Raw genomic sequence first — 18525 nt, 5'->3', positions numbered from 1 at the left:
CGGACAATAGCATAAATCTAAAGTAAGTATTAAATTAAAGTAGAAGTGAAATAACTCGGCTAGGCAATGCTCAATTATTTTCACCCGATCGAAAAGCTCAACAGCGTCCATCCCACACCCGGCACCAGTGGCACTGACTGTTCTCCCGAACAGCAGGTCAATTCCGCACCGCTTTTACAGCTTTTGCTGTTTGTAGACAAGCGTTCCTCTTCCCGGGAACAGACCAGACACATCCGCAAGTCCCTAAAGGATTTGAAAGCAGACTGCGACTTTGAGCTTCAAATCATCGACGTAGGAGAACAGCCCGATTTAGCCGAACACTTTAAACTTGTAGCCACTCCCTCGCTGCTCAAAATTCATCCCGATCCGCGACAAACTCTCGCCGGCAGCAATTTAATCGCCCAACTCGAACACTGGTGGCCCCGCTGGAAGCGTTCTGTAGAGGAATACGCAGCTCAGCAACAGTCTGCCCCAGCACTTGCTGAAAGCCTGACTAACCCAAAACCACTCTATTCCGTTGCTTGCGCCGCCGAACTTGTGCAGCTTTCTGATGAAGTTTTTCGCCTCAAACAGGAAAAAGAACACCTGCAAGAGCAGTTGCAGTTGAAAGACCGGATTATTGCGATGCTAGCTCACGACTTGCGTAATCCCTTAACGGCAGCATCTTTGGCTTTGGAGACTTTGGAGTCAAGTCAGAAGGTGAAAGAGGGGGAAAAGTCGCGTTTGACACCGAGTCTGGCGGCTCATTTGATGAAACAAGCCCGCCGCCAAATCCAAATTGTCGATCGTATGATTACAGATATCCTGCAAGCAGCCCGGGGTACAAACGCTCAACTCCACATTGAACCAAAAAGAATCGAACTGGGGGCGATTTGTCAAGATGTAATCTTGCAGTTTCAAGACAAATTTCAGGCGAAAAGTCTGAACTTAGAAACAGACATTCCCGCAGATTTGCCCTTGGTTTATGCCGATCCCGATCGCATCAAACAAGTCATAGTCAACCTGCTTGATAACGCCAGCAAGTACACCCCAGACCGAGGAACTGTTAATCTTTCCATTCTGCACCGCACCGCTTACAAAGTTCAAGTCAGCATTTGCAACAGCGGCCCGGGAATTCCGGAAGAAGATTGCGCGAGCATTTTTGAAGACAGCTTTCGCTTGCAGCGAGATAAATCAACAGACGGTTACGGCATTGGACTGTCTCTGTGTCAAGGCATCATCCGCGCCCACTACGGTCAAATTTGGGTAGACTCTGTACCCGATAGAGGCAGTTGTTTTCACTTTACTCTGCCCGTCCAAAAATAGTTGACAGTTGACAGTTGACAGTTGTCAGTTGTCAGTAGCAACCGAGTTTGATATTACAGCTCAAATTTTCCGCAGTGCAGCAATAATCTGTGCGTTTGCCTTGGGAAAAGTAAATTGGTCTATTTCGTCGAGTGTCACCCAGCGAATTTCATCGCATTCGATCGTTTGCGGTTCCCCGCTGACGTAGCGGCAGTGGTGCACGTATAGTCTAACTGTAAATTTAGTGTAGTCGTGGTCAATTGTAATCAGGCGATCGCCAACTTCTACGACAATCCCCAACTCCTCCATAATTTCCCGTTCTATGCAAGCTTCGATTGTTTCCCCAGGCTCCATTTTACCGCCCGGAAACTCCCAGAAACCCCCGTGCAGTCCATGTTGTCGGCGCTTGTCAATCAAAATTTGTTGGCGATCGTTCCAGATTGCAGCAACGCCGATAACTTTGTGGGCAACAGGAGAAACAGACATATTAATTATGAATGGGGAATGGGGAATGGGGAATGGAAATGGGGAATTTAAGAATAATATCAATAATTATTCAATTATTATTGAATCAACAATCTCAAATCAACAATCTCAAATCAATAATCAACAATCACAATCTAAAATCTAAAATATTAAGCCCCCATCTTGCGAGGGGGGGCTTGACACTTGGATCACTTAAATGTTAAGAATCTACTAATCGTCCGAGCCATGTCTCTCACTGGCTTGTATGGACTTTTCAAAAGTCATTCGCTGTTCGGCATTTTTGAGAAAATAACCGCTAATCATAGCTGAGGCGAGCAATCTACCCAAATGTTCGCGACTGGTAGTCACTGTCACCCCGAAGTGTTCCGAAGGCAAATTCCCCAATAGTCCAACAATATTTCGCTCCATTACTTGAAACACTTCGTGAGAAGTCGGCTTAGACAACTGAGAAACTGTGTCGGGAGCCATTGACTGCACGTATTGCCATAATAAGTTGGCATTTTCTCCGTCTTCTTCAAAGAATTCTGGGGATTTATTAGATGAGTTGCTCACGAGTACCTCCGTTTCAGAGACAGCTTGTTATGTTAGACGCGGGCGGTTAAATTAAATAACCCTTATCTGATCGCTGCTGATCTTTATTACTAAGTAATTACTAATGTAGCAGGACAGTCATAGCAACCAAGTGGGCACAACCGAATTAAAAGCGGCGGTTTTTACGATTTTAGATTGGGGATTGCCAGTGGGGGGAACCCGATCGCCAATCCCCAATCTAGCTAGCTGGCTAGATAATCGTTGATATCTTGCTTGCGCTTGCGGAGTTTGGTCAAAGCTTCCCGTTCTATTTGCCGCACTCGTTCCCGACTGATGTTGAGACGATCGCCTATTTTTGCCAAAGTTAAGGTTTGCCCGTCTTCTAAACCGAACCGCAAGGCGAGCACTTCTCGCTGTTGCTGAGTCAGTTCCGCCATCAGGTTCTCTAAGTCAGTCCGCAGGGAAGATTGCAGGGCAAAATCTTCCGGGGTAGTACCCGTATCTTCCAACAAATCGCCCAACTCTGTATCTTGATTGTCTCCCACGCGCAAGTCCAGGGAAAGTGGCAGGCGCGCGCGATCGAGATATTCGCGAATCTGTTTGGGAGTCAATTCTAACTCGGATGCCAATTCCGCAGCCGTGGCCGCGCGACCAAGCTGTTGAGCAAGTTGGCGCTGAGCCTTTTTAATTTTGTTGAGCTTTTCGGTAATGTGGATCGGCAAGCGGATGGTGCGGCCTTTTTCGGCGATGGCCCGAGTAATTGCCTGACGAATCCACCAATAAGCATAAGTAGAAAATCTGTAGCCCTTAGTGGGGTCAAATTTTTCTACTCCCCGCTGCATCCCGATCGTGCCTTCCTGAATTAGATCCAGTAAATCTACGTTGCGCTTGATATATTTCTTGGCAACAGACACTACCAGGCGGAGATTGGCTTCCACCATTTGGCGCTTTGCCCTTTCCCCGTTTTCGATCGTCCGCTGCAACTGTGCCTCAGACAGCCCAACTGCCTGTGCCCATTCAGCCGCCGTCGGGTCGCGGCCTAACTCTTCGGCTAAAATATTTTTCTCCTGATGCAGTGCGGTTGAGCGCTGTACCTGTTTCCCATAGAGTATTTCTTGCTCATGGGTCAACAAGGGAACGCGGCCGATTTCCCGCAAGTAAGCGCGAACAGAATCTGTATCTGAGGACTTAAGAGTTTTCATGAGCTTTTCCCGCTGAGGATCTGTGCCTCTAAAGGTTTGCGGTAGTCGCAAACCCCTAGCTTTAGCTGGGAAGGAAAGCGGGCGGGGACTTGCGCTTTCCTTCCATTTAAAGAGGCTTAATTTTATGGTAGCTAGCTACTACTCCCAGTCAGCACCGTCTCAGGTTAGGTTTTGGTTGGGGCGTGCACAATACTACGTTATGTTAAGAATCTTAACATTTGTGAGAGCACTTGGCTACACTTCTTCATATTTATTTCATGCAAGCCTGGACTGTTGGTACGAGAGTACCCGCTTTCCTAGCTTTCAAGTCTGCATCAATATAAACAAAATCCGCCACATCTCAGAGGGGGAGATTGGTAGAGGAGGATAGCGGGAGATGGGAGGGGATTTGATGCTTTTGGCACAGTGCAAGTAAAAAAATACAAAAAATACAATTTAAATGCCCAACAGCTTTTCAATACTCTGAATATGAAGTTACAGATATTGATGAACCCGCCCCAACAGATAATGACTAATGACTCATGACTAATAACTAATGACTTCTTTGCCTTTGAGCTTCGTACAAGATGAGGGCTGCGGCGATCGACACATTTAAAGATTCTACGCCACGACTCAGGGGAATTTGGATTTGTCGATCGGCCAAACTCCTCAATTCTTCCGACAACCCAGATCCTTCGTTGCCCAAAACTATCAGAGTCGGCACTCGCAAATCTACTTCCCAATAACTTAAACTGGCCCCGGCGACGGTTGCTAAAATTTGCATTCCTCGATTTTTATACGCGGAGACTTCGGCGGTTAAATCTGGAGTGACTGCCATTGGCAGCTTAAACCAAGCTCCTGCTGAGGCGCGCAGCACTTTGGGATGGTCTAAATCTGCGCTGTCTGCGCTCAGCAGCAAACCGTCGGCATTAGCAGCCGCAGCCGTGCGGACGATCGCCCCCAAGTTGCCGGGATCTTGGATTGTTTCTAGGGCTATTCCTAAAGTTGACAATTTTGCGGGATCTGTTGCGGTGCGGGGTGCGGTGGCGACAATGCCGTCGGGTTGGACTGTAGTGGCGATCGACTCTAACACTTTTGCACTTACTAATTCTGTGCGATCGGCTAAATTACCAACTTGCTCCCAAAGTTTCCCGTGATCCTCCAGCCATTCGGGAGAGCAGCAAACCGTTGCTAGCGGGTATTTTGCCGCGCAAGCTTCTTCGAGTAAGTGCGTCCCTTCGAGTAAAAATAATTGTTGTTCCCTGCGTCCCTTCGAGCTGTGCAGCTTGCGAAATTCTTTAACTAGGGGGTTTTGAATACTTGTCAGCATTGTTTAATTCAGCAGAGCGAATGGGGTTATTGCCTGTATCGGGTTAACCCCAAACTTTTTTCTGCCTTGGGAATGCGGAACCCGGGACTTGAACCCGGAAGGCTTGCACCACATGAACCTGAATCATGCGCGTCTACCAATTCCGCCAGTTCCGCATCGGTCACGAATTACTACTCTGCCATACCTCCGCGAATCTGTCAAGTGTTTTGGGGAATTTATTTTTTTTCGGGGCTGCGAGTAATATTTTTTGGCACAAATTACTGTTCGGGTTGAGAAATGCCTTAGTTTCGAGGATTTACTGTTAGCCAAACATCGCAAAACGCTGTGTAGTTGAGTACGGTGCATCAGATCGTGTCCGGTTATTAATAATCCACAAGCTTTGATCTGACGCACCCTACGGGATTTGCTGAAAAAATGGGAATCTAATCAGCCAAATCGGGGAAAACATCGCGCACGGCCGGATGCACCAAGCGGTGATTCTGCACGTTCAATCCCTTCGCCAAACTCGGATTCATTTCCAAAGCTTTAATCCCGTGATTTGCTAACTGCAAAACATAAGGCAAAGTGCTGTTATTCAAAGCTTGAGTCGCTGTCCAAGGAACGGCACCGGGCATATTGGGCACGCCATAATGCACAACTCCTTCCTCAACATAAGTAGGATTTGTGTGAGAAGTTACCCGCAAAGTTTCCACGCAGCCACCTTGGTCAACGGCTACGTCAACTATCACAGAACCGGGGTGCATCTTCGCAACAAATTCGCGAGAAACCAGCACCGGAGCTTTTTTACCTAAGACCAAAACCGCACCGATTAACAAATCAGCATCGGGAACAACTGCTTCAATTTGCAAAGGACTGCTGTAGAGGTATTCTACTCGGGAACCGAACAGAGTTTCCAAGTAGGCTAAGCGATCGACATTTACATCTAAAATCTGCACTCTGGCGCCCATTCCTACAGCAATTCGCGCTGCTTCTGTGCCAACGATGCCGCCGCCCAAAATCACAACTTTACCCGGTCTTACCCCTGGTACGCCACCCAAAAGTATGCCCCGGCCACCTTGCTGCCGTTCCAGAAACCGAGCTCCGAACTGCACGGCCAAACGCCCTGCAATAATGCTCATCGGCGTCAGCAGTGGCAATTTTCTGTCCGGGAGTTCGACGGTTTCGTAGGCGATGGCGTGGACTCCGCTGCTGATTAAATGCTTGGTTAATGTGCGATCGGCCGCCAAGTGCAAATATGTAAACAGCAACTGCTCTTTTTGAATCAGCGGATACTCAGCAGGCAGTGGTTCTTTAACTTTAACAATTAGTTCGCGCTTCCAGACATCGGAAGCCTTTAAGACAATCTTAGCCCCTGCTTGAACATAGTCCTCGTCCGCGAAACCGGCCCCAGCACCAGCATTCGTTTCGACGAAAACTGTGTGGCCTTTGTCCGAACAAGCCCGGACACTTGTGGGGCTAAGCCCGACTCGAAACTCTAAATCCTTGATTTCCTTGGGGACGCCTATTTCCATCTATAACCTCTAATCTCAGGCATACGTAGATCGAATCTAACCTAAAAACCATCCCCAGCGGGACAATACTCTTGTAGATTTTAGATTTGGCAATCCGGCAATCCGGCTAGGAGAATATTTGTTGAATTTTTATCCAGTGCGATCGCAATTTCCTCAATTTAGACTTGAATTACATAATTTTTTGATTGATAGATCGACCGCAGATGTAGGGCTGATTAACACAGAGTAACGCAGATAATTTCAAGAAGAGTCAATATATTTGATCTGTCACTTATAATTTAACAGGCATAACTCGCCCCCCTATCTAAACAAATGCCACGCACACCTACCTTAACATTCGATCGCGGAACTCTATTGCTGCACCCGCCGCCCAAAGGCAGAGACTGGGTGGACTTTGCCACTTGGGACGATCGCGTGGAAAAATACCGCATTCGAGCAATTCACTACCGCCCGCTGGTAGAATGCCTCCAAGCCGAGTGCATTCACTTCACGGACGAAGCTAGGGCATACGAAATACTCGAACTGGTACCCAGCGTGGAAATGCAGCCTTACCCACATCAAGAACAAGCCCTCGTAGCTTGGCAGCAAGCAGGAAGCCAAGGAGTAGTCGTCCTCCCTACCGCTTCCGGCAAAACTTATCTGGCACAATTAGCCATGCAAGTCACTGGTCGTAGTACATTAATTGTAGTACCAACTCTCGATTTAATGCACCAGTGGTATGCTAATTTAAAAGCAGCTTTTCCCGACATCGAAATCGGATTGTTGGGCGGAGGTTCGCGGGACAAAACGCCAATTTTAGTCGCAACCTACGACAGTGCAAGTATTCATGCAGAAACCTTGGGCAATAAATACGGTTTGCTGGTTTTTGACGAATGTCACCATTTGCCAACGGACTTTTATCGAGTAATTTCCGAATATGCGATCGCACCTTTTCGACTGGGACTGACAGCTACACCCGATCGCACAGATGGCCGCCACAGCGATTTACATTTTCTCATCGGCCCCACAGTATTTAGCAAAAGACCCGAAGATTTGGCAGGCGATGCTTTAGCCGACCATAAAATTGTTCAAATCATGGTAAAACTGTCAAAAGAAGAAACCGACCGCTACGCCGAATTAATCAACATTCGCAACGACTTCTTAAAACAGTCTAACATCAAAATATCCAGCCTCGATGGTTGGAAACAGTTTATCATGGCAAGCGCGCGATCGCCCCTGGGACGGCGCGCCATGCTAGCCCACCGCCAAGCTAAAGAAATCGCCCTTTGTACCGAAGGAAAACTGCGAATTTTAGCCCAAATACTAGCAGAACACTCTCCCCAGCGCACCCTAATTTTCACCGGAGACAACGCCACAGTTTACCGAATTTCCCAAGAATTTCTCATCCCCACAATTACCCACCAAACCCCCGTCAAAGAACGCCACGAAATCCTCGATCGCTTTCGCAGCGGCGAATACAAAACCCTCGTCGCCTCCCACGTCCTCAATGAAGGAGTGGACGTTCCCGACGCCAGAATTGCTATCATATTATCTGGCACCGGCAGCGAACGCGAATACATTCAGCGACTGGGTCGAGTTCTCCGCAAAAGCAGCGATGCAAATAAGTTAGCAATTCTGTATGAAGTCGTTACGGAAGACACCAGCGAAGAAAGAACTTCTCAACGCCGCCGAGGAGGAATGCAGCCTCACAAACCCCAACCACAAACACAAATAGAACCGCCAAAGCCAGAATATCAGAAATTAGAAACTGTCAAACCGACACCCATTTACGGAGTCAACCGAGAGACAACCAAAAAAGCAGCCGAGTCACCCGCAAAATGGGGAGAAGACAATGATGAAATTCCCTGGTAGCAAGCTTAAATAACTTAGTTGTGAGATGGGAAGTCTTCGCGAAAGGATGGTTAGATAATTAAACCACTCCTAGGTCTATTTAAAATCTCAAATCTCAAATCTCAAATCTCAAATCGATTTACTGAGTCAACCCGGAGGTGACTAAAAAATCAGCCGAATCACCCGCAAAATGGGGAAAAGACAAGGATGATTCCCAGGAAGATTGAAAATTGCCCAATTAGTGTATAATCTCAATATTAACTAATTCACCTTACATAAAAATGAGCGAAACTGCACAACTAACTAACTTTAAAATTTTTCCCAAACATACAGGAGTTTGGGAGGGAGACTGGACAATACTTGATGGCGACTGCAAAGAAACCCGGCGTTTTACAGCAGTAGTAACCCAGAAAATAGTTGATAACGAGTGGAGGCAAACTAACCTTCAAACTTATGCCAATGGTCAGAGTGAGACCCAAAATTTTGTGGGTTATGTTGTCGGCGAAGGGCAAGTGCAAATTGAAGGTCTGGACTCGGTTTTTTCCAACTACAATACACTAGCGACAGAAGTTGGAGATGATTTGATAATTTTTCAAGTATGGGACAAAGCAACTGGCTTTATGAGGGCTGTTGAAACAATCCATCTTGTCAGTTCCGATCGGCGAATTCGGACTACCCAAAGCTTGACAGAAGAGGGAAAACTTAGGGGAGTTATGGTGATTGTTGAACGAAGAATTGAGTAAAACTTTTCACTGCTTATGTTACCCACTGATTTATTAAGTCACCGCCAAAACGGAGAATCAATTATTCCTCTCCGCCTCAAGATAGATGCTAAAAACTTAGATGCAGCTACCGAAATGATCGACTGCTTCCAAAGTGCGATCGGCAAAACCCAAGGCGAACTCGACGGACGCTTGCTAGAATTAGAAGGCGACAGCCCGGATTATCGGCTGAAACGGGGATTAGCGCACCTGCTGAAAGGCGGTTACTCCACCTTGGAAGTCATCAGTCCCCTAGAACCTTCAGAGTTGAGACAGCGGGTTTTTGCCTTGTCTGCGCGATCGACTCCCAGCCCTCAATCCACCCAATTAACCCTGGAAAAAATAGCATCTGAACTCAGCCAAGAGTTAAACAGAGAAGTTTTGCCTCATGAAATCACTACAGGTTTATACGCCGATTTAAACGAAAACAAAATCCTCACAGAGTTTAATGCACCAACACCCGAAAACTTGCTTCATAAATACAATCTTTCTCAAGTTCAAGGCATATTTTACCGAGCAAGTCAAGTCAAATTAACCGCCCACCGCAACGATCCAGGAGAATACAAACTCTTATTTCGCTATCTGAAACTATTTCAATTAATGACTTACATCGAAGGCGATGCAGACCACGGTTTTACACTGACAATAGACGGCCCTACAAGCTTATTCAAACCCAGCACCCGCTACGGCTTAGCCCTGGCGAAAATGTTGCCCGCACTGCTGCACGTCACCAAATGGAGTATGCACTCGACACTGCACACAAAAGATCCTTTTAGTGGCGTTTTGAAAACAGGTAAATTTACCCTAAATTCCGACTGCGGTTTAGTCAGCCACTATCCCCCTGGCAAGCCTTATGATAGTATGTTAGAAGCAGCATTTGCTGAGCGATGGAATTCCACAAAAACCGAGTGGCAACTAGAGCGAGAAGTTGATTTAATTCCGATTCCTGGTAGTGTGATGATTCCCGACTTTCGGTTAGTGCATCCCGACGGGCGAGTGTTTTTATTAGAAATAGTTGGCTATTGGCGGCCCGAGTATTTGCAAAAGAAATTTGCACAAGTACAGAAGTCTGAATGCGATCACTTGATTTTAGCTATTTCCGAACGGCTGAATTTAGAAAAAGCCGGGGTGAATGTAAATGATGTGCCGGCAAAAGTAGTCTGGTTTAAAGATAAATTGCTGCCTAAATCAGTCCTGGAAATTCTCGAATAGAGTTCTCGGCGGTTGAAACCGCGACTACACAAACAAAGTCCGCCTGCGCGGACTAAGAAATAAGAGGGGATATTTAAGTCAGATTTGGTATTATACTAAAGTCACCTCGATCGCCAAATCCTCTCTCACCCTAAAACAGATTGAAAAATGGCAGACACAAGTATTGTCGAAAGAATCAAAAAGCTGTTAGCCCTCGCCACCTCATCCAATGAAAACGAATCGACAGCAGCAGCCGAAAAAGCTTCCCTTTTACTGGCACAGTACAATCTCAGCCTCGCGGATTTAGGGCCAAATCACCAAGAAGAGATTGACGAAAACTCAGTTGAAACAACCTCGAAATTTGTCACTTGGAAAATGATGCTGCTGTCGGGAATTGCTGATGCTAACGGTTGCACTGCCATGCGAAACACTTATAATGGCAGTATGTTTTTGGTGGGAACTTCTACAAACCTGATTGTTTGTAAACATCTGTACGAGTATTTGAGTTCGGCGATTGAAAAAAGGGCTAAATACCGCAAAGGAAACGGGAGGGGATTGGCGTATCTGAATGCTTTTCGGGTTGGGTGCGCGACGAGGTTGAGACAAAGATTGTTGGAACAAAAACAGGAGATGGAAAAGTCAGGAATTCCGGGTTCGGGGGATGCGGCGGCGACTCCAGGGATTGTAGTGCGATCGATGTTTGAGAAAAATCAACAGGCGATCGCGGATTATCTAGAGGGCCGAGGGGTTAAAGTTAGAACTAGAACAGATTCTCAAGTCAGCAGCGCGGCGGGTTTTAATTCGGGGTATGAAGTGGGGGACAAAATTAGTTTGCACCAGCAAGTGCAGGCGCAAGGGGATCTGAAACAACTTAATGGATGTCTTTGAGTAGGGTGTGCGATTCTGGGATGACTTATCAAGAAATTCTCGATGATTTTCCCTATCTCAGCCAACAGGATATTTTGGGTTGCTTGAGTTTCGCAGCTAAACGGTAATTGGATCGAGAGGGATATAGTTAAGTGAATAAGATACATAGGGTAAAAACATGACAGTTTACGATCTAACTATTGCTAAAATTAGCCAACTGCCAGAGTCTCTTGTTCAAGAGGTGAATGATTTTATAGACTTTTTGCTCCTCAAATACAACAGTGAATTGCCACAGCTTACTGAATCCGACTTTTCTGATTATTTAAAGAATTTAGAAGCCTACGAAGAAAAGTTAGCCCGTGGAGAGGTTCAATGGTAGGATCTTCATCAGTAAATCCAACATATACAAGAGGAGATGTTGTGTTATGCGATTTGAATCCGGTAGTTGGTACGGAGCAAGCTGGTATAAGACCTGTTGTTATCTTACAGATCGATCGTGCTAATGCAGTAAGTCCTCATACTATTATGGCACCGTTTACTACAAAGATTCGTCGCGCTCTTTTACCTTCTCATGTATTTGTTCCATCTGGAGTTGGGGGTTTAAATCAAGATTCAGTAATACTTTGCGAACAGATTCGGGTGATCGACAAATCTAGGGTTATTAGGGTAATCGGTCATTTAGATGAAAATTATATGGATGAGCTGGCAGTAGCCCTACGTGTGATTTTAGGTTTGTGAGCGATCGCTTGCCACAGATACGTTACACCTTATGTTTTTTCGCTCAGTAATTGTCCCTTCAATTCCTGAAATTTATTTTCGCTTGGGTGAGATTGAAACCAGAGAGAATCGGCACAAAATTCTATTTCTCCAGGCCATTGAATGTATCGACCATTCTCACCAATAGAAACTTGGGCAAAAAATTCAGCATCGGCAAGCTTGGCTAAAATACCACCTGTCTCAATTATCGGGTTAAAATCAACAACTATACTACCACCATTTGCATAATCAATATGCAATTTATGTTCGTTTTCTATGGTGATTTTTTTGATTTGATACAGCATATTAATTTTTCCTTTATTCCAAGGGAGCAATTGGCGATGGTTGTTCACCTTGACGGCAACGGTTCTAGTTTTTCGATAGTTCTTCTTGATGAAGTTCTGCCCATTCCAAAATCATCGACGTGACACGATTTGGTGCTATACCTTCAAGAAAGGAAATCTCACCTTTATCAAACTTTGTTTGAAGTTTTTTCTTGGCGGCTGTGGTAAGCTTTAGACGAAACGCCATATCGTCTATGTCACAATAGATTTTGGTATTTCTATCGCTGATCAATTTATCGATAGTTGTCTGCTTGATACTGGTTCCCTTAAAAACCTTCGTCAGTTCGGATTTATTGGCTTTATTGAGATTAATAGGAAATGCCGTGGCTGTAGAAGTTGGTTTGGGTATAGGCGTGGGTGTGGGTGTGGGTGTGGGTATCGGCGGTGGAATAACCTTATCTGATTTGATAAATTGAATGTTTTTAAGTTCTAACTTTCTTTGCAGAAGAGGTGGACAGGAAGGAGCAATCATAAAAGATATATCTCCCGGTGCCCCATCAGGTTTGAACTTGGCATCTTCTAACCATTGATTAAACGTTTCTAAATGGCTGCTCAACAGTTCATAGTTTTTAGCTTCCCCAAAGGCCCTAGCAACGCAGTGACCGTTGTGCAGTAATTCTACATAAGAGTCGAAGGCATGACCTGCAATCACTGTTGTAGTTGAAACTGCCGATAGAGTATATGATTTCTGGTTCAAATAACTTCCCCACTGTTGTCTACACTGGGATTCTACTAACTGTCGTGAATTGCCTTCAAATACCTGCTCTGGAGCTTCTTTAAAATATTTTTCATGTATTTCTAATACAGCCCCAGCATAGTCTCGACAAAAATCCCTCAAAGTATTAGCAGGATTCAATGGTATATTTTTGATTTCTTGCCATGCTTGAGCAAAATTTTGATATCCCTTATAAGCCCCTTCAATACGCTCATCAATTTTCTTTCTAATCAGTTCAAATTCATTGGTATAACCCTTATTTAGATTTATAACTGAGTCACCTAAAAGGCTTTCCATGACCGAATCCTCAGTAATAAAACTTTTTACGTTATCTGATGTACCGACTAAGTAAATTAACAGGTTTATCTTTGAGCCAAATTTGTCTTTTGCCCTTCTAATCAATTGTTTAAAAAGCAGTCTAGTTTCTTTAATTTGATTAGGAAATGGTGCTAAAGCATCTAATTCATCTGTGAGATAAACAAAACTAAAGTTGGGATCGACGGCTGATACTTCGGATACTATATAAAAGAAAAACTCTTCAAGACTATCTACGCTATCGGCAATATACGTTTTAAATTTGTTGCGAAATGGCATTATTCTTTTGGCGCCATTAAGTTGATTGACTTGAGTATCAGGTAAATAATCTCTCAAAACTTGTTCAGCTACATTTTTAACAGATGGCAAAAGATTTTGATTGTGTAACAATTCATAAAATGTATGAGCTAAGATATGGGAGTACAGTTTTTCCCTAAAACTATCTTCCATAGGTACATCAGAGAGTTGAAACTCAACGACTACAGAGTGATTCTGATAGGTTGATTTAGTTTTAGTTAATTCATGCAAGTAAGTTAACAACGAGGTTTTACCACTACCAACTAGGGCGGCAACGAATCTAAATGTAAAGTAGCCGTCATCAAATGTATGACTTAGATCGTCCTCAAGAAGCTGAGTTAGATTAGATATTTGCCGCCCCGACAAACTTTTGGCTGTAGATCCTTCACCCGTTGACCCTGGAAGTCTAACAACGCGCTCTATTCTAATATCATCAACAAATCCTATGGCTGACTTTACTTGCTGAAGGAAGTCTCTTATGTACCTTTTTTTTCCTGCGTCTTCTGGCATGGCTTACTCTACCCACTGAATAAGTTCATCTTCTTTTTCGATAACTGCAAAAACTTTGCCAGTTGATTTAAGCAAAGCAAAGTTTTTATTCAAGCTTGATTGAGATACATCGTTTTGTTCCAAAAATTTCTGACAAATTTCTCGGCTGCGAATAGCAACTACCCCTCGTAACTCTTGACGCTTTCTTTCTTCAAAATAAAGAGCCTTAAACTTTTCTACAAATTTCTCAAAGTCCATCTCTTTACCACCATCGGAAGTCTGAGAATCCGCAACTCCGACTTGGCAGTAACGCCAAAGAGTATTTATAAGTTTCGCTCCTTTTGCTGAATCAAACTCATACTTACTGGTTTGCAAATTAGCAGCTAGAACTTTCTTACCTTGATCTGTCACAAAAAGCTGACCCTTTTTAGGAGATTGGAGCAATTGCTGCTGACACAAAGCATCACAGATAGCATTCGCATCCTTTTGGTATCCTTTAGATAAATGCTGTTTCACATCGCTTTTAGTCGCCTTACTCTCTTTTGAGTAGGCTACTGCGTACAGCAAGTAAAGCAGTTGTTCGGTAGAAAGCTCGATCATAAGTTCCTCTTGTCCACTGGTACTGGGCTGAACGTGGATGGTACTTTAGAGAATACCACGCCTCATACTCCTAAAGCCGTCATATTGATTACTTAATAGTTGGGGACTTGACAAGTGAGAACGGACAATCGGCAAAGGTTGAGTCTGTAAGCTACAGTTAAATTTAACCTGAAGCGATCGCCCTGATCCGGTGTTAAAGATTTCGATCCGTCAGACAAAGCTTTTTTTGGGATTCGGGCGCACTTCAATCATCAGCGAATCAGTACCAGAGCCGATCGCCCTCAATTAATCAATCAATTCCGCTTCTTCAAAAATCAGTCTAGTCGTCAACTCCAAACCAGGCAGCAACTCATCTACAATTAGTGTATTATCCGTATAAACTTGACTCGAACCATCGGTCAAAAAACTTCTAATTAAAATAGCCTCTGGATCAATCACCCAAACTCGCGGAACGCCCGCCGCCAAATAATCTTTTGCCTTATCTTCAAATTCCTGCATCGTTTGACCAGGAGAGATAATCTCAATCACCAGTTCAGGAATTGCGGGACAAGCTTCATTTTGCCGCCAGCTTTTCGCCAGACGCGCATAAGAAATATAGGTCAAATCAGGAACAGGTACCCAATCTTTATCCTGACGTTTTAACAAAATTGCCCATTCTGGAAGCACTCGCCCGCGTCCTTTACACCATACACGAATCAGGCAACACAAAGCTCCCTGTAAACTGGAATGAAAAATTTTTGGAGACACTTTAGGAACCGCTTCACCATCTACAAACTCACAATATATATCTCCGTCGGGCAAAGCTAGAAATTCTGCTAAAGTGAGTTTGGTTCCGATGTCTACCATGACTCCCAGCCCTCTCGCTAATTAACTCAAATATCAATTATACAAAATTTCCAAACTTTCCTAGAAGTACGATCGCCCCTGGGACTCTATTCCAAAAACACAATAACAAAATCCCCGACTTTTTTAAGAAGTCGGGGATTTAACCCAATACGGTTCAGTTACAAATATTTATTCCCCGGAGATCCCCCTAAATCCCCCTTAAGAAGGGGGACTTTGAGAACATTCTTGTTCCCCCCTTTTTAAGGGGGGTTAGGGGGGATCTGAGTTAACCCAAGCGTATTGACTGATTACCCCAACTTCTATGCCAAAACTGGCACGGGCTGCGGCCAACGGTTCATGACTTTACCAATCACCGCCAATTCTTCCATCAACTTGTCGAACTGATCCGGTGTTAAAGATTGTGGCCCGTCAGACAAAGCTTTTTTCGGATTCGGGTGCACTTCAATCATCAGGGAATCAGTACCAGAGGCGATCGAAGCAAACGCCATTGACGGTACAAACTGCGCCCAACCGGTGCCGTGACTGGGGTCAACCATAATCGGTAAGTGAGTCAGAGTCCGCAACACTGGAACTGCCGACAAATCTAGGGTATTGCGCGTATATTGCCTGTCATACCCGCGAATTCCGCGCTCGCACAAAATCACGTTCGGATTGCCAGAAGCCATGATATACTCAGCAGCCATCAACCATTCTTCAATGGTGGCGGAGATGCCGCGCTTCAGCAAAACCGGTTTGTCTTGAGCTCCGACTTTCTTCAACAGTGAGAAATTCTGCATATTTCTCGCCCCGACTTGGATCACGTCCGCTACTTCCACGATCGCACTTAAGTCCGCCGCATCCATAACTTCTGTGATAATTCCCAAACCGCTAGCTTCCCGCGCCGCAGCTAGCAATCCCAAAGCACTCTCGCCGTGGCCTTGGAAAGCGTAGGGGGAAGTTCTCGGTTTGTACGCGCCACCACGGAGAAAATGAGCTCCAGCAGCTTTGACGCGCATTGCCGTTTCGACAATCATTTCTTCGTTTTCGACCGAGCAAGGGCCTGCTACGATCGCGATCGGGTGATGCAGGCCGATCATTACAGTTCCTAAAGGAGTAGCAACCGCTACTTCGCTGGCTTCTCCTTGGCGGTACTCCAGAGAAGCGCGTTTGTAGGGTTTTTCCACGCGCAGCACTTCCTCAATCCAGGTGCTCATTTCGCGCAGTTGCATCGGTTCGAGCTCAACGGTGTCGCCCACCAAACCCATGACGGTTTTGTAACGGCCGACGATTTTTTCTGGTATCAAACCCCAGCTAGTGCGGAGCTCTTCGTCGATGCGATCGATCTCGGCTTCTGGAGTGCCGGCTTTCATTACTATAATCATATTTTTTTTGCCTTTTCTGTTGGGCTAGAAACGGATGATGACTCTGATGCACTGAGAAAAATAGATGCAATGGCGATCGAGAATCTATTTATATCAGTATTATTAGCATTGTTCTGGGTGGGTTCTTATTCCCTCCCCAAATACAAACTCTAGATGGTTAACAGCTTAGTTTTTAGCTAATGACTAATAACTAATAACTAATGACTAATGACTAACTTTTTGGCTTCGCGGCGCGCCACGCTTCTCGCATCCGTCCAAAATTGGTATTAAATTCTTCCCACCCCAGAGTGCTTCCTGAAACTTCTTCATCCCAGGAAGCCGAGAGGACTCCGTAGCTTAATCCCAGAACGCCTAGACCAAAACAGCCCATGCTTACCAGCAATACTGCTGTGTTGGGCAGATCAAACAAGCCGTTGCTGACTACCAAATAGCTGACAAAAAATGTGGAAATTCCCAGGATGGTCGGTATGCCGCAGAAGACCGCTATGCGAGATATCATGCGTTGGCTGACTACTTCTGGGATGGATTGCGCCTGTTTTCCGGTTTTGTTAGCTTTCGGCTGCTTGTCGGCAGAATCCGACTCTAAGGCTACGCTTGCTTGGGGTTCTGGGGGCTTTTTAGGCGTTTTTTTACGATTTGTGGCCGGTTCAAAGGGCAAGCGCTTGCGGGGTGGTTCGGAGGACATATTTTATCTCTGACCTGAAATCTCGAACATTTTTCAATAAGTCTTGGTGTTTGCCCAAGATTAAAGAATATTGTCGCAAATTTTGGCTTTGGTGTTTAGCCGCGAATGCCTAGACGGGCAATCAATGCTTTGTAGCGATCGACATTTTCCCTTTGGATGTATGCCAGCAGGCGCTTGCGGCGGCTGATCATCATCATCAAACCGCGCCGGGAGGCGAAGTCTTTTTGGTTGATTTTCAGGTGGGCGCTGAGTTTGGTGATGCGATCGGTCAGCATGGCGACTTGGACATCTGCTGAACCGGTATCGGTTTCATGGGTTTGGAAGTCGCCCATGATTTCTTGTTTGCGCTGTTGTGTAAGAGCCATGAATTGATTTTAGTTTTTTTTGTACGATTGTCACAATCTCCAATGTTATCACAGGCGAAGCATAACAACGATAAAATTTTTGCCAGGGATGGGTTTTTTGGCCCGGCCGAATTTTGGTTTTTATTCCCGGTTTTTGGATGTTGTAGGCGATTATCGGCTCAAATAGGCGATCGCCTCACGTATCCAATCATCCGCATCACCTTTGGCGGACAAAGTGCTGTCTTGACTGAGGGTTTGCAGCGCTTGCAAGACTTCAGCCGCAGTGTATCCCATCGCCAGTAGGATCATCTCGACTTCTTCTTGAATAGCTGGGGGGACTCCGGCGGCGACTGAAGTTGTCAAACCTGCTTGCTGTCTCCATTCCGAGAGTTTGCTTTTGAGTTCCAGGGCGAGACGTTCTGCGGTTTTTGTTCCCACGCCCGGTGTTTTGGCGAGGATGCGCGTGTTACCGCCGACGATCGCCTGCACTAAATCTTGCAATCCTAAAGTATCGAGAAGTGCGATCGCCAGTTGAGCACCGACACCGCTGACACTCGTCAACTGCCGAAACAAATCGCGTTCTGCCGCGCTGCCAAAACCGTACAATACGATTTGGTCTTCTTTAACTTGCTGGTGGGTAAAAATTTGGGCGACTTCGCCGGATGCTGGCAATTGACCGGTCACGCGGGGCAAAATTTGGATTTCATAGCCAATTTGATTGACTTCGAGAGTCAATATGACGCGGTTGCTGCCTTTGGCGATATCGGCGACTGTGCCTTTGAGATAGCTAATCATAAAATT

General features: G+C 45.4%; 21 protein-coding genes and 1 tRNA gene. 8 read left to right on the top strand and 14 right to left on the bottom strand.

Features of this window, described 5'->3' with window-relative positions; all coding sequences use genetic code 11:
* Window positions 1–66: 66 nt before the first annotated feature.
* Window positions 67–1305 (top strand): histidine kinase, encoded by a 1239-nt coding sequence (locus tag QUA10_RS13545; protein ID WP_333083127.1) that lies wholly within the window; start codon window positions 67–69, stop codon window positions 1303–1305.
* Window positions 1306–1365: 60 nt separating this feature from the next.
* On the opposite strand, the gene mutT is transcribed toward QUA10_RS13545, so the two are convergent.
* The 6 genes from mutT to ald form a co-directional block, all read right to left on the bottom strand.
* Complete coding sequence (gene mutT, locus QUA10_RS13540) at window positions 1366–1770, bottom strand: 8-oxo-dGTP diphosphatase MutT (protein WP_333083129.1); 405 nt, start codon at window positions 1768–1770, stop codon at window positions 1366–1368.
* Between the two features lie 210 nt (window positions 1771–1980).
* Window positions 1981–2322 carry a DUF760 domain-containing protein gene (locus QUA10_RS13535; protein WP_172187001.1) on the bottom strand — a complete coding sequence of 114 codons (342 nt, stop codon included), beginning with the start codon at window positions 2320–2322 and terminating at the stop codon, window positions 1981–1983.
* Window positions 2323–2543: 221 nt separating this feature from the next.
* Window positions 2544–3503, bottom strand: coding sequence for an RNA polymerase sigma factor, RpoD/SigA family (locus QUA10_RS13530; RefSeq protein WP_333083130.1), 960 nt, complete (start codon window positions 3501–3503; stop codon window positions 2544–2546).
* Window positions 3504–4035: 532 nt separating this feature from the next.
* Complete coding sequence (locus QUA10_RS13525) at window positions 4036–4812, bottom strand: RNA methyltransferase (RefSeq protein ID WP_333083131.1); 777 nt, start codon at window positions 4810–4812, stop codon at window positions 4036–4038.
* Between the two features lie 73 nt (window positions 4813–4885).
* Window positions 4886–4967 (bottom strand) — tRNA-Leu (locus QUA10_RS13520).
* 267 nt (window positions 4968–5234) lie between these two features.
* Complete coding sequence (gene ald, locus QUA10_RS13515; RefSeq protein WP_333083132.1) at window positions 5235–6323, bottom strand: alanine dehydrogenase; 1089 nt, start codon at window positions 6321–6323, stop codon at window positions 5235–5237.
* 312 nt (window positions 6324–6635) lie between these two features.
* Here ald and QUA10_RS13510 point away from each other — a divergent pair, with 312 nt between their 5' ends.
* The 7 genes from QUA10_RS13510 to QUA10_RS13480 all read left to right on the top strand — a co-directional run bounded on the left by QUA10_RS13510 (window position 6636) and on the right by QUA10_RS13480 (window position 11710).
* The gene (locus QUA10_RS13510; RefSeq protein WP_333083133.1) at window positions 6636–8174 is read left to right on the top strand and encodes a DEAD/DEAH box helicase family protein; all 1539 of its coding nucleotides are present in this window, start codon (window positions 6636–6638) and stop codon (window positions 8172–8174) included.
* Between the two features lie 260 nt (window positions 8175–8434).
* A complete protein-coding gene (locus QUA10_RS13505) occupies window positions 8435–8896 on the top strand; it encodes a DUF3598 family protein (RefSeq protein WP_333083135.1) in 462 nt (153 codons plus the stop codon).
* A gap of 15 nt (window positions 8897–8911) precedes the next feature.
* A complete protein-coding gene (locus tag QUA10_RS13500; protein ID WP_333083136.1) occupies window positions 8912–10126 on the top strand; it encodes a DUF790 family protein in 1215 nt (404 codons plus the stop codon).
* Between the two features lie 147 nt (window positions 10127–10273).
* Complete coding sequence (locus QUA10_RS13495) at window positions 10274–10993, top strand: DUF2786 domain-containing protein (protein ID WP_333083137.1); 720 nt, start codon at window positions 10274–10276, stop codon at window positions 10991–10993.
* On the top strand, window positions 10984–11100 hold the full coding sequence (locus QUA10_RS13490) for a DUF433 domain-containing protein (RefSeq protein ID WP_333083138.1): 117 nt from the start codon (window positions 10984–10986) through the stop codon (window positions 11098–11100). The genes QUA10_RS13495 and QUA10_RS13490 overlap by 10 nt, the downstream gene beginning before the upstream one ends.
* Window positions 11101–11150: 50 nt before the next feature.
* Window positions 11151–11351 (top strand): DUF2281 domain-containing protein, encoded by a 201-nt coding sequence (locus QUA10_RS13485; protein WP_333083139.1) that lies wholly within the window; start codon window positions 11151–11153, stop codon window positions 11349–11351.
* Window positions 11345–11710, top strand: coding sequence for a type II toxin-antitoxin system PemK/MazF family toxin (locus QUA10_RS13480; RefSeq protein ID WP_333083140.1), 366 nt, complete (start codon window positions 11345–11347; stop codon window positions 11708–11710). Before QUA10_RS13485 ends, QUA10_RS13480 begins: the two co-directional genes overlap by 7 nt.
* A gap of 29 nt (window positions 11711–11739) precedes the next feature.
* Here QUA10_RS13480 and QUA10_RS13475 read toward each other — a convergent pair whose 3' ends face one another.
* The 8 genes from QUA10_RS13475 to ruvA form a co-directional block, all read right to left on the bottom strand.
* Window positions 11740–12033, bottom strand: a complete 294-nt coding sequence (locus QUA10_RS13475) for a DUF2442 domain-containing protein (protein ID WP_333086278.1) — start codon at window positions 12031–12033, stop codon at window positions 11740–11742.
* Window positions 12034–12097: 64 nt separating this feature from the next.
* Window positions 12098–13909: a hypothetical protein gene (locus tag QUA10_RS13470; protein WP_333083142.1), complete on the bottom strand. Its 1812-nt coding sequence runs from the start codon at window positions 13907–13909 to the stop codon at window positions 12098–12100.
* Window positions 13910–13912: 3 nt separating this feature from the next.
* On the bottom strand, window positions 13913–14404 hold the full coding sequence (locus QUA10_RS13465; protein ID WP_333083143.1) for a hypothetical protein: 492 nt from the start codon (window positions 14402–14404) through the stop codon (window positions 13913–13915).
* A gap of 369 nt (window positions 14405–14773) precedes the next feature.
* Window positions 14774–15334, bottom strand: a complete 561-nt coding sequence (locus tag QUA10_RS13460) for a Uma2 family endonuclease (RefSeq protein ID WP_333083144.1) — start codon at window positions 15332–15334, stop codon at window positions 14774–14776.
* Between the two features lie 299 nt (window positions 15335–15633).
* Window positions 15634–16695 (bottom strand): 3-deoxy-7-phosphoheptulonate synthase, encoded by a 1062-nt coding sequence (gene aroF, locus QUA10_RS13455; RefSeq protein ID WP_333083145.1) that lies wholly within the window; start codon window positions 16693–16695, stop codon window positions 15634–15636.
* Window positions 16696–16906: 211 nt separating this feature from the next.
* Window positions 16907–17380 carry a PAM68 family protein gene (locus tag QUA10_RS13450; RefSeq protein ID WP_333083146.1) on the bottom strand — a complete coding sequence of 158 codons (474 nt, stop codon included), beginning with the start codon at window positions 17378–17380 and terminating at the stop codon, window positions 16907–16909.
* Window positions 17381–17475: 95 nt separating this feature from the next.
* Complete coding sequence (rpsO, locus tag QUA10_RS13445; RefSeq protein ID WP_190661928.1) at window positions 17476–17745, bottom strand: 30S ribosomal protein S15; 270 nt, start codon at window positions 17743–17745, stop codon at window positions 17476–17478.
* A gap of 150 nt (window positions 17746–17895) precedes the next feature.
* Window positions 17896–18519 carry a Holliday junction branch migration protein RuvA gene (gene ruvA, locus QUA10_RS13440; protein ID WP_190742029.1) on the bottom strand — a complete coding sequence of 208 codons (624 nt, stop codon included), beginning with the start codon at window positions 18517–18519 and terminating at the stop codon, window positions 17896–17898.
* Window positions 18520–18525: the final 6 nt, after the last annotated feature.

This window comes from Microcoleus sp. Pol8_D6 (assembly GCF_036700965.1).
Lineage (GTDB): Bacteria > Cyanobacteriota > Cyanobacteriia > Cyanobacteriales > Microcoleaceae > Microcoleus.
This window is presented reverse-complemented; position numbering and strand designations above follow the sequence as displayed.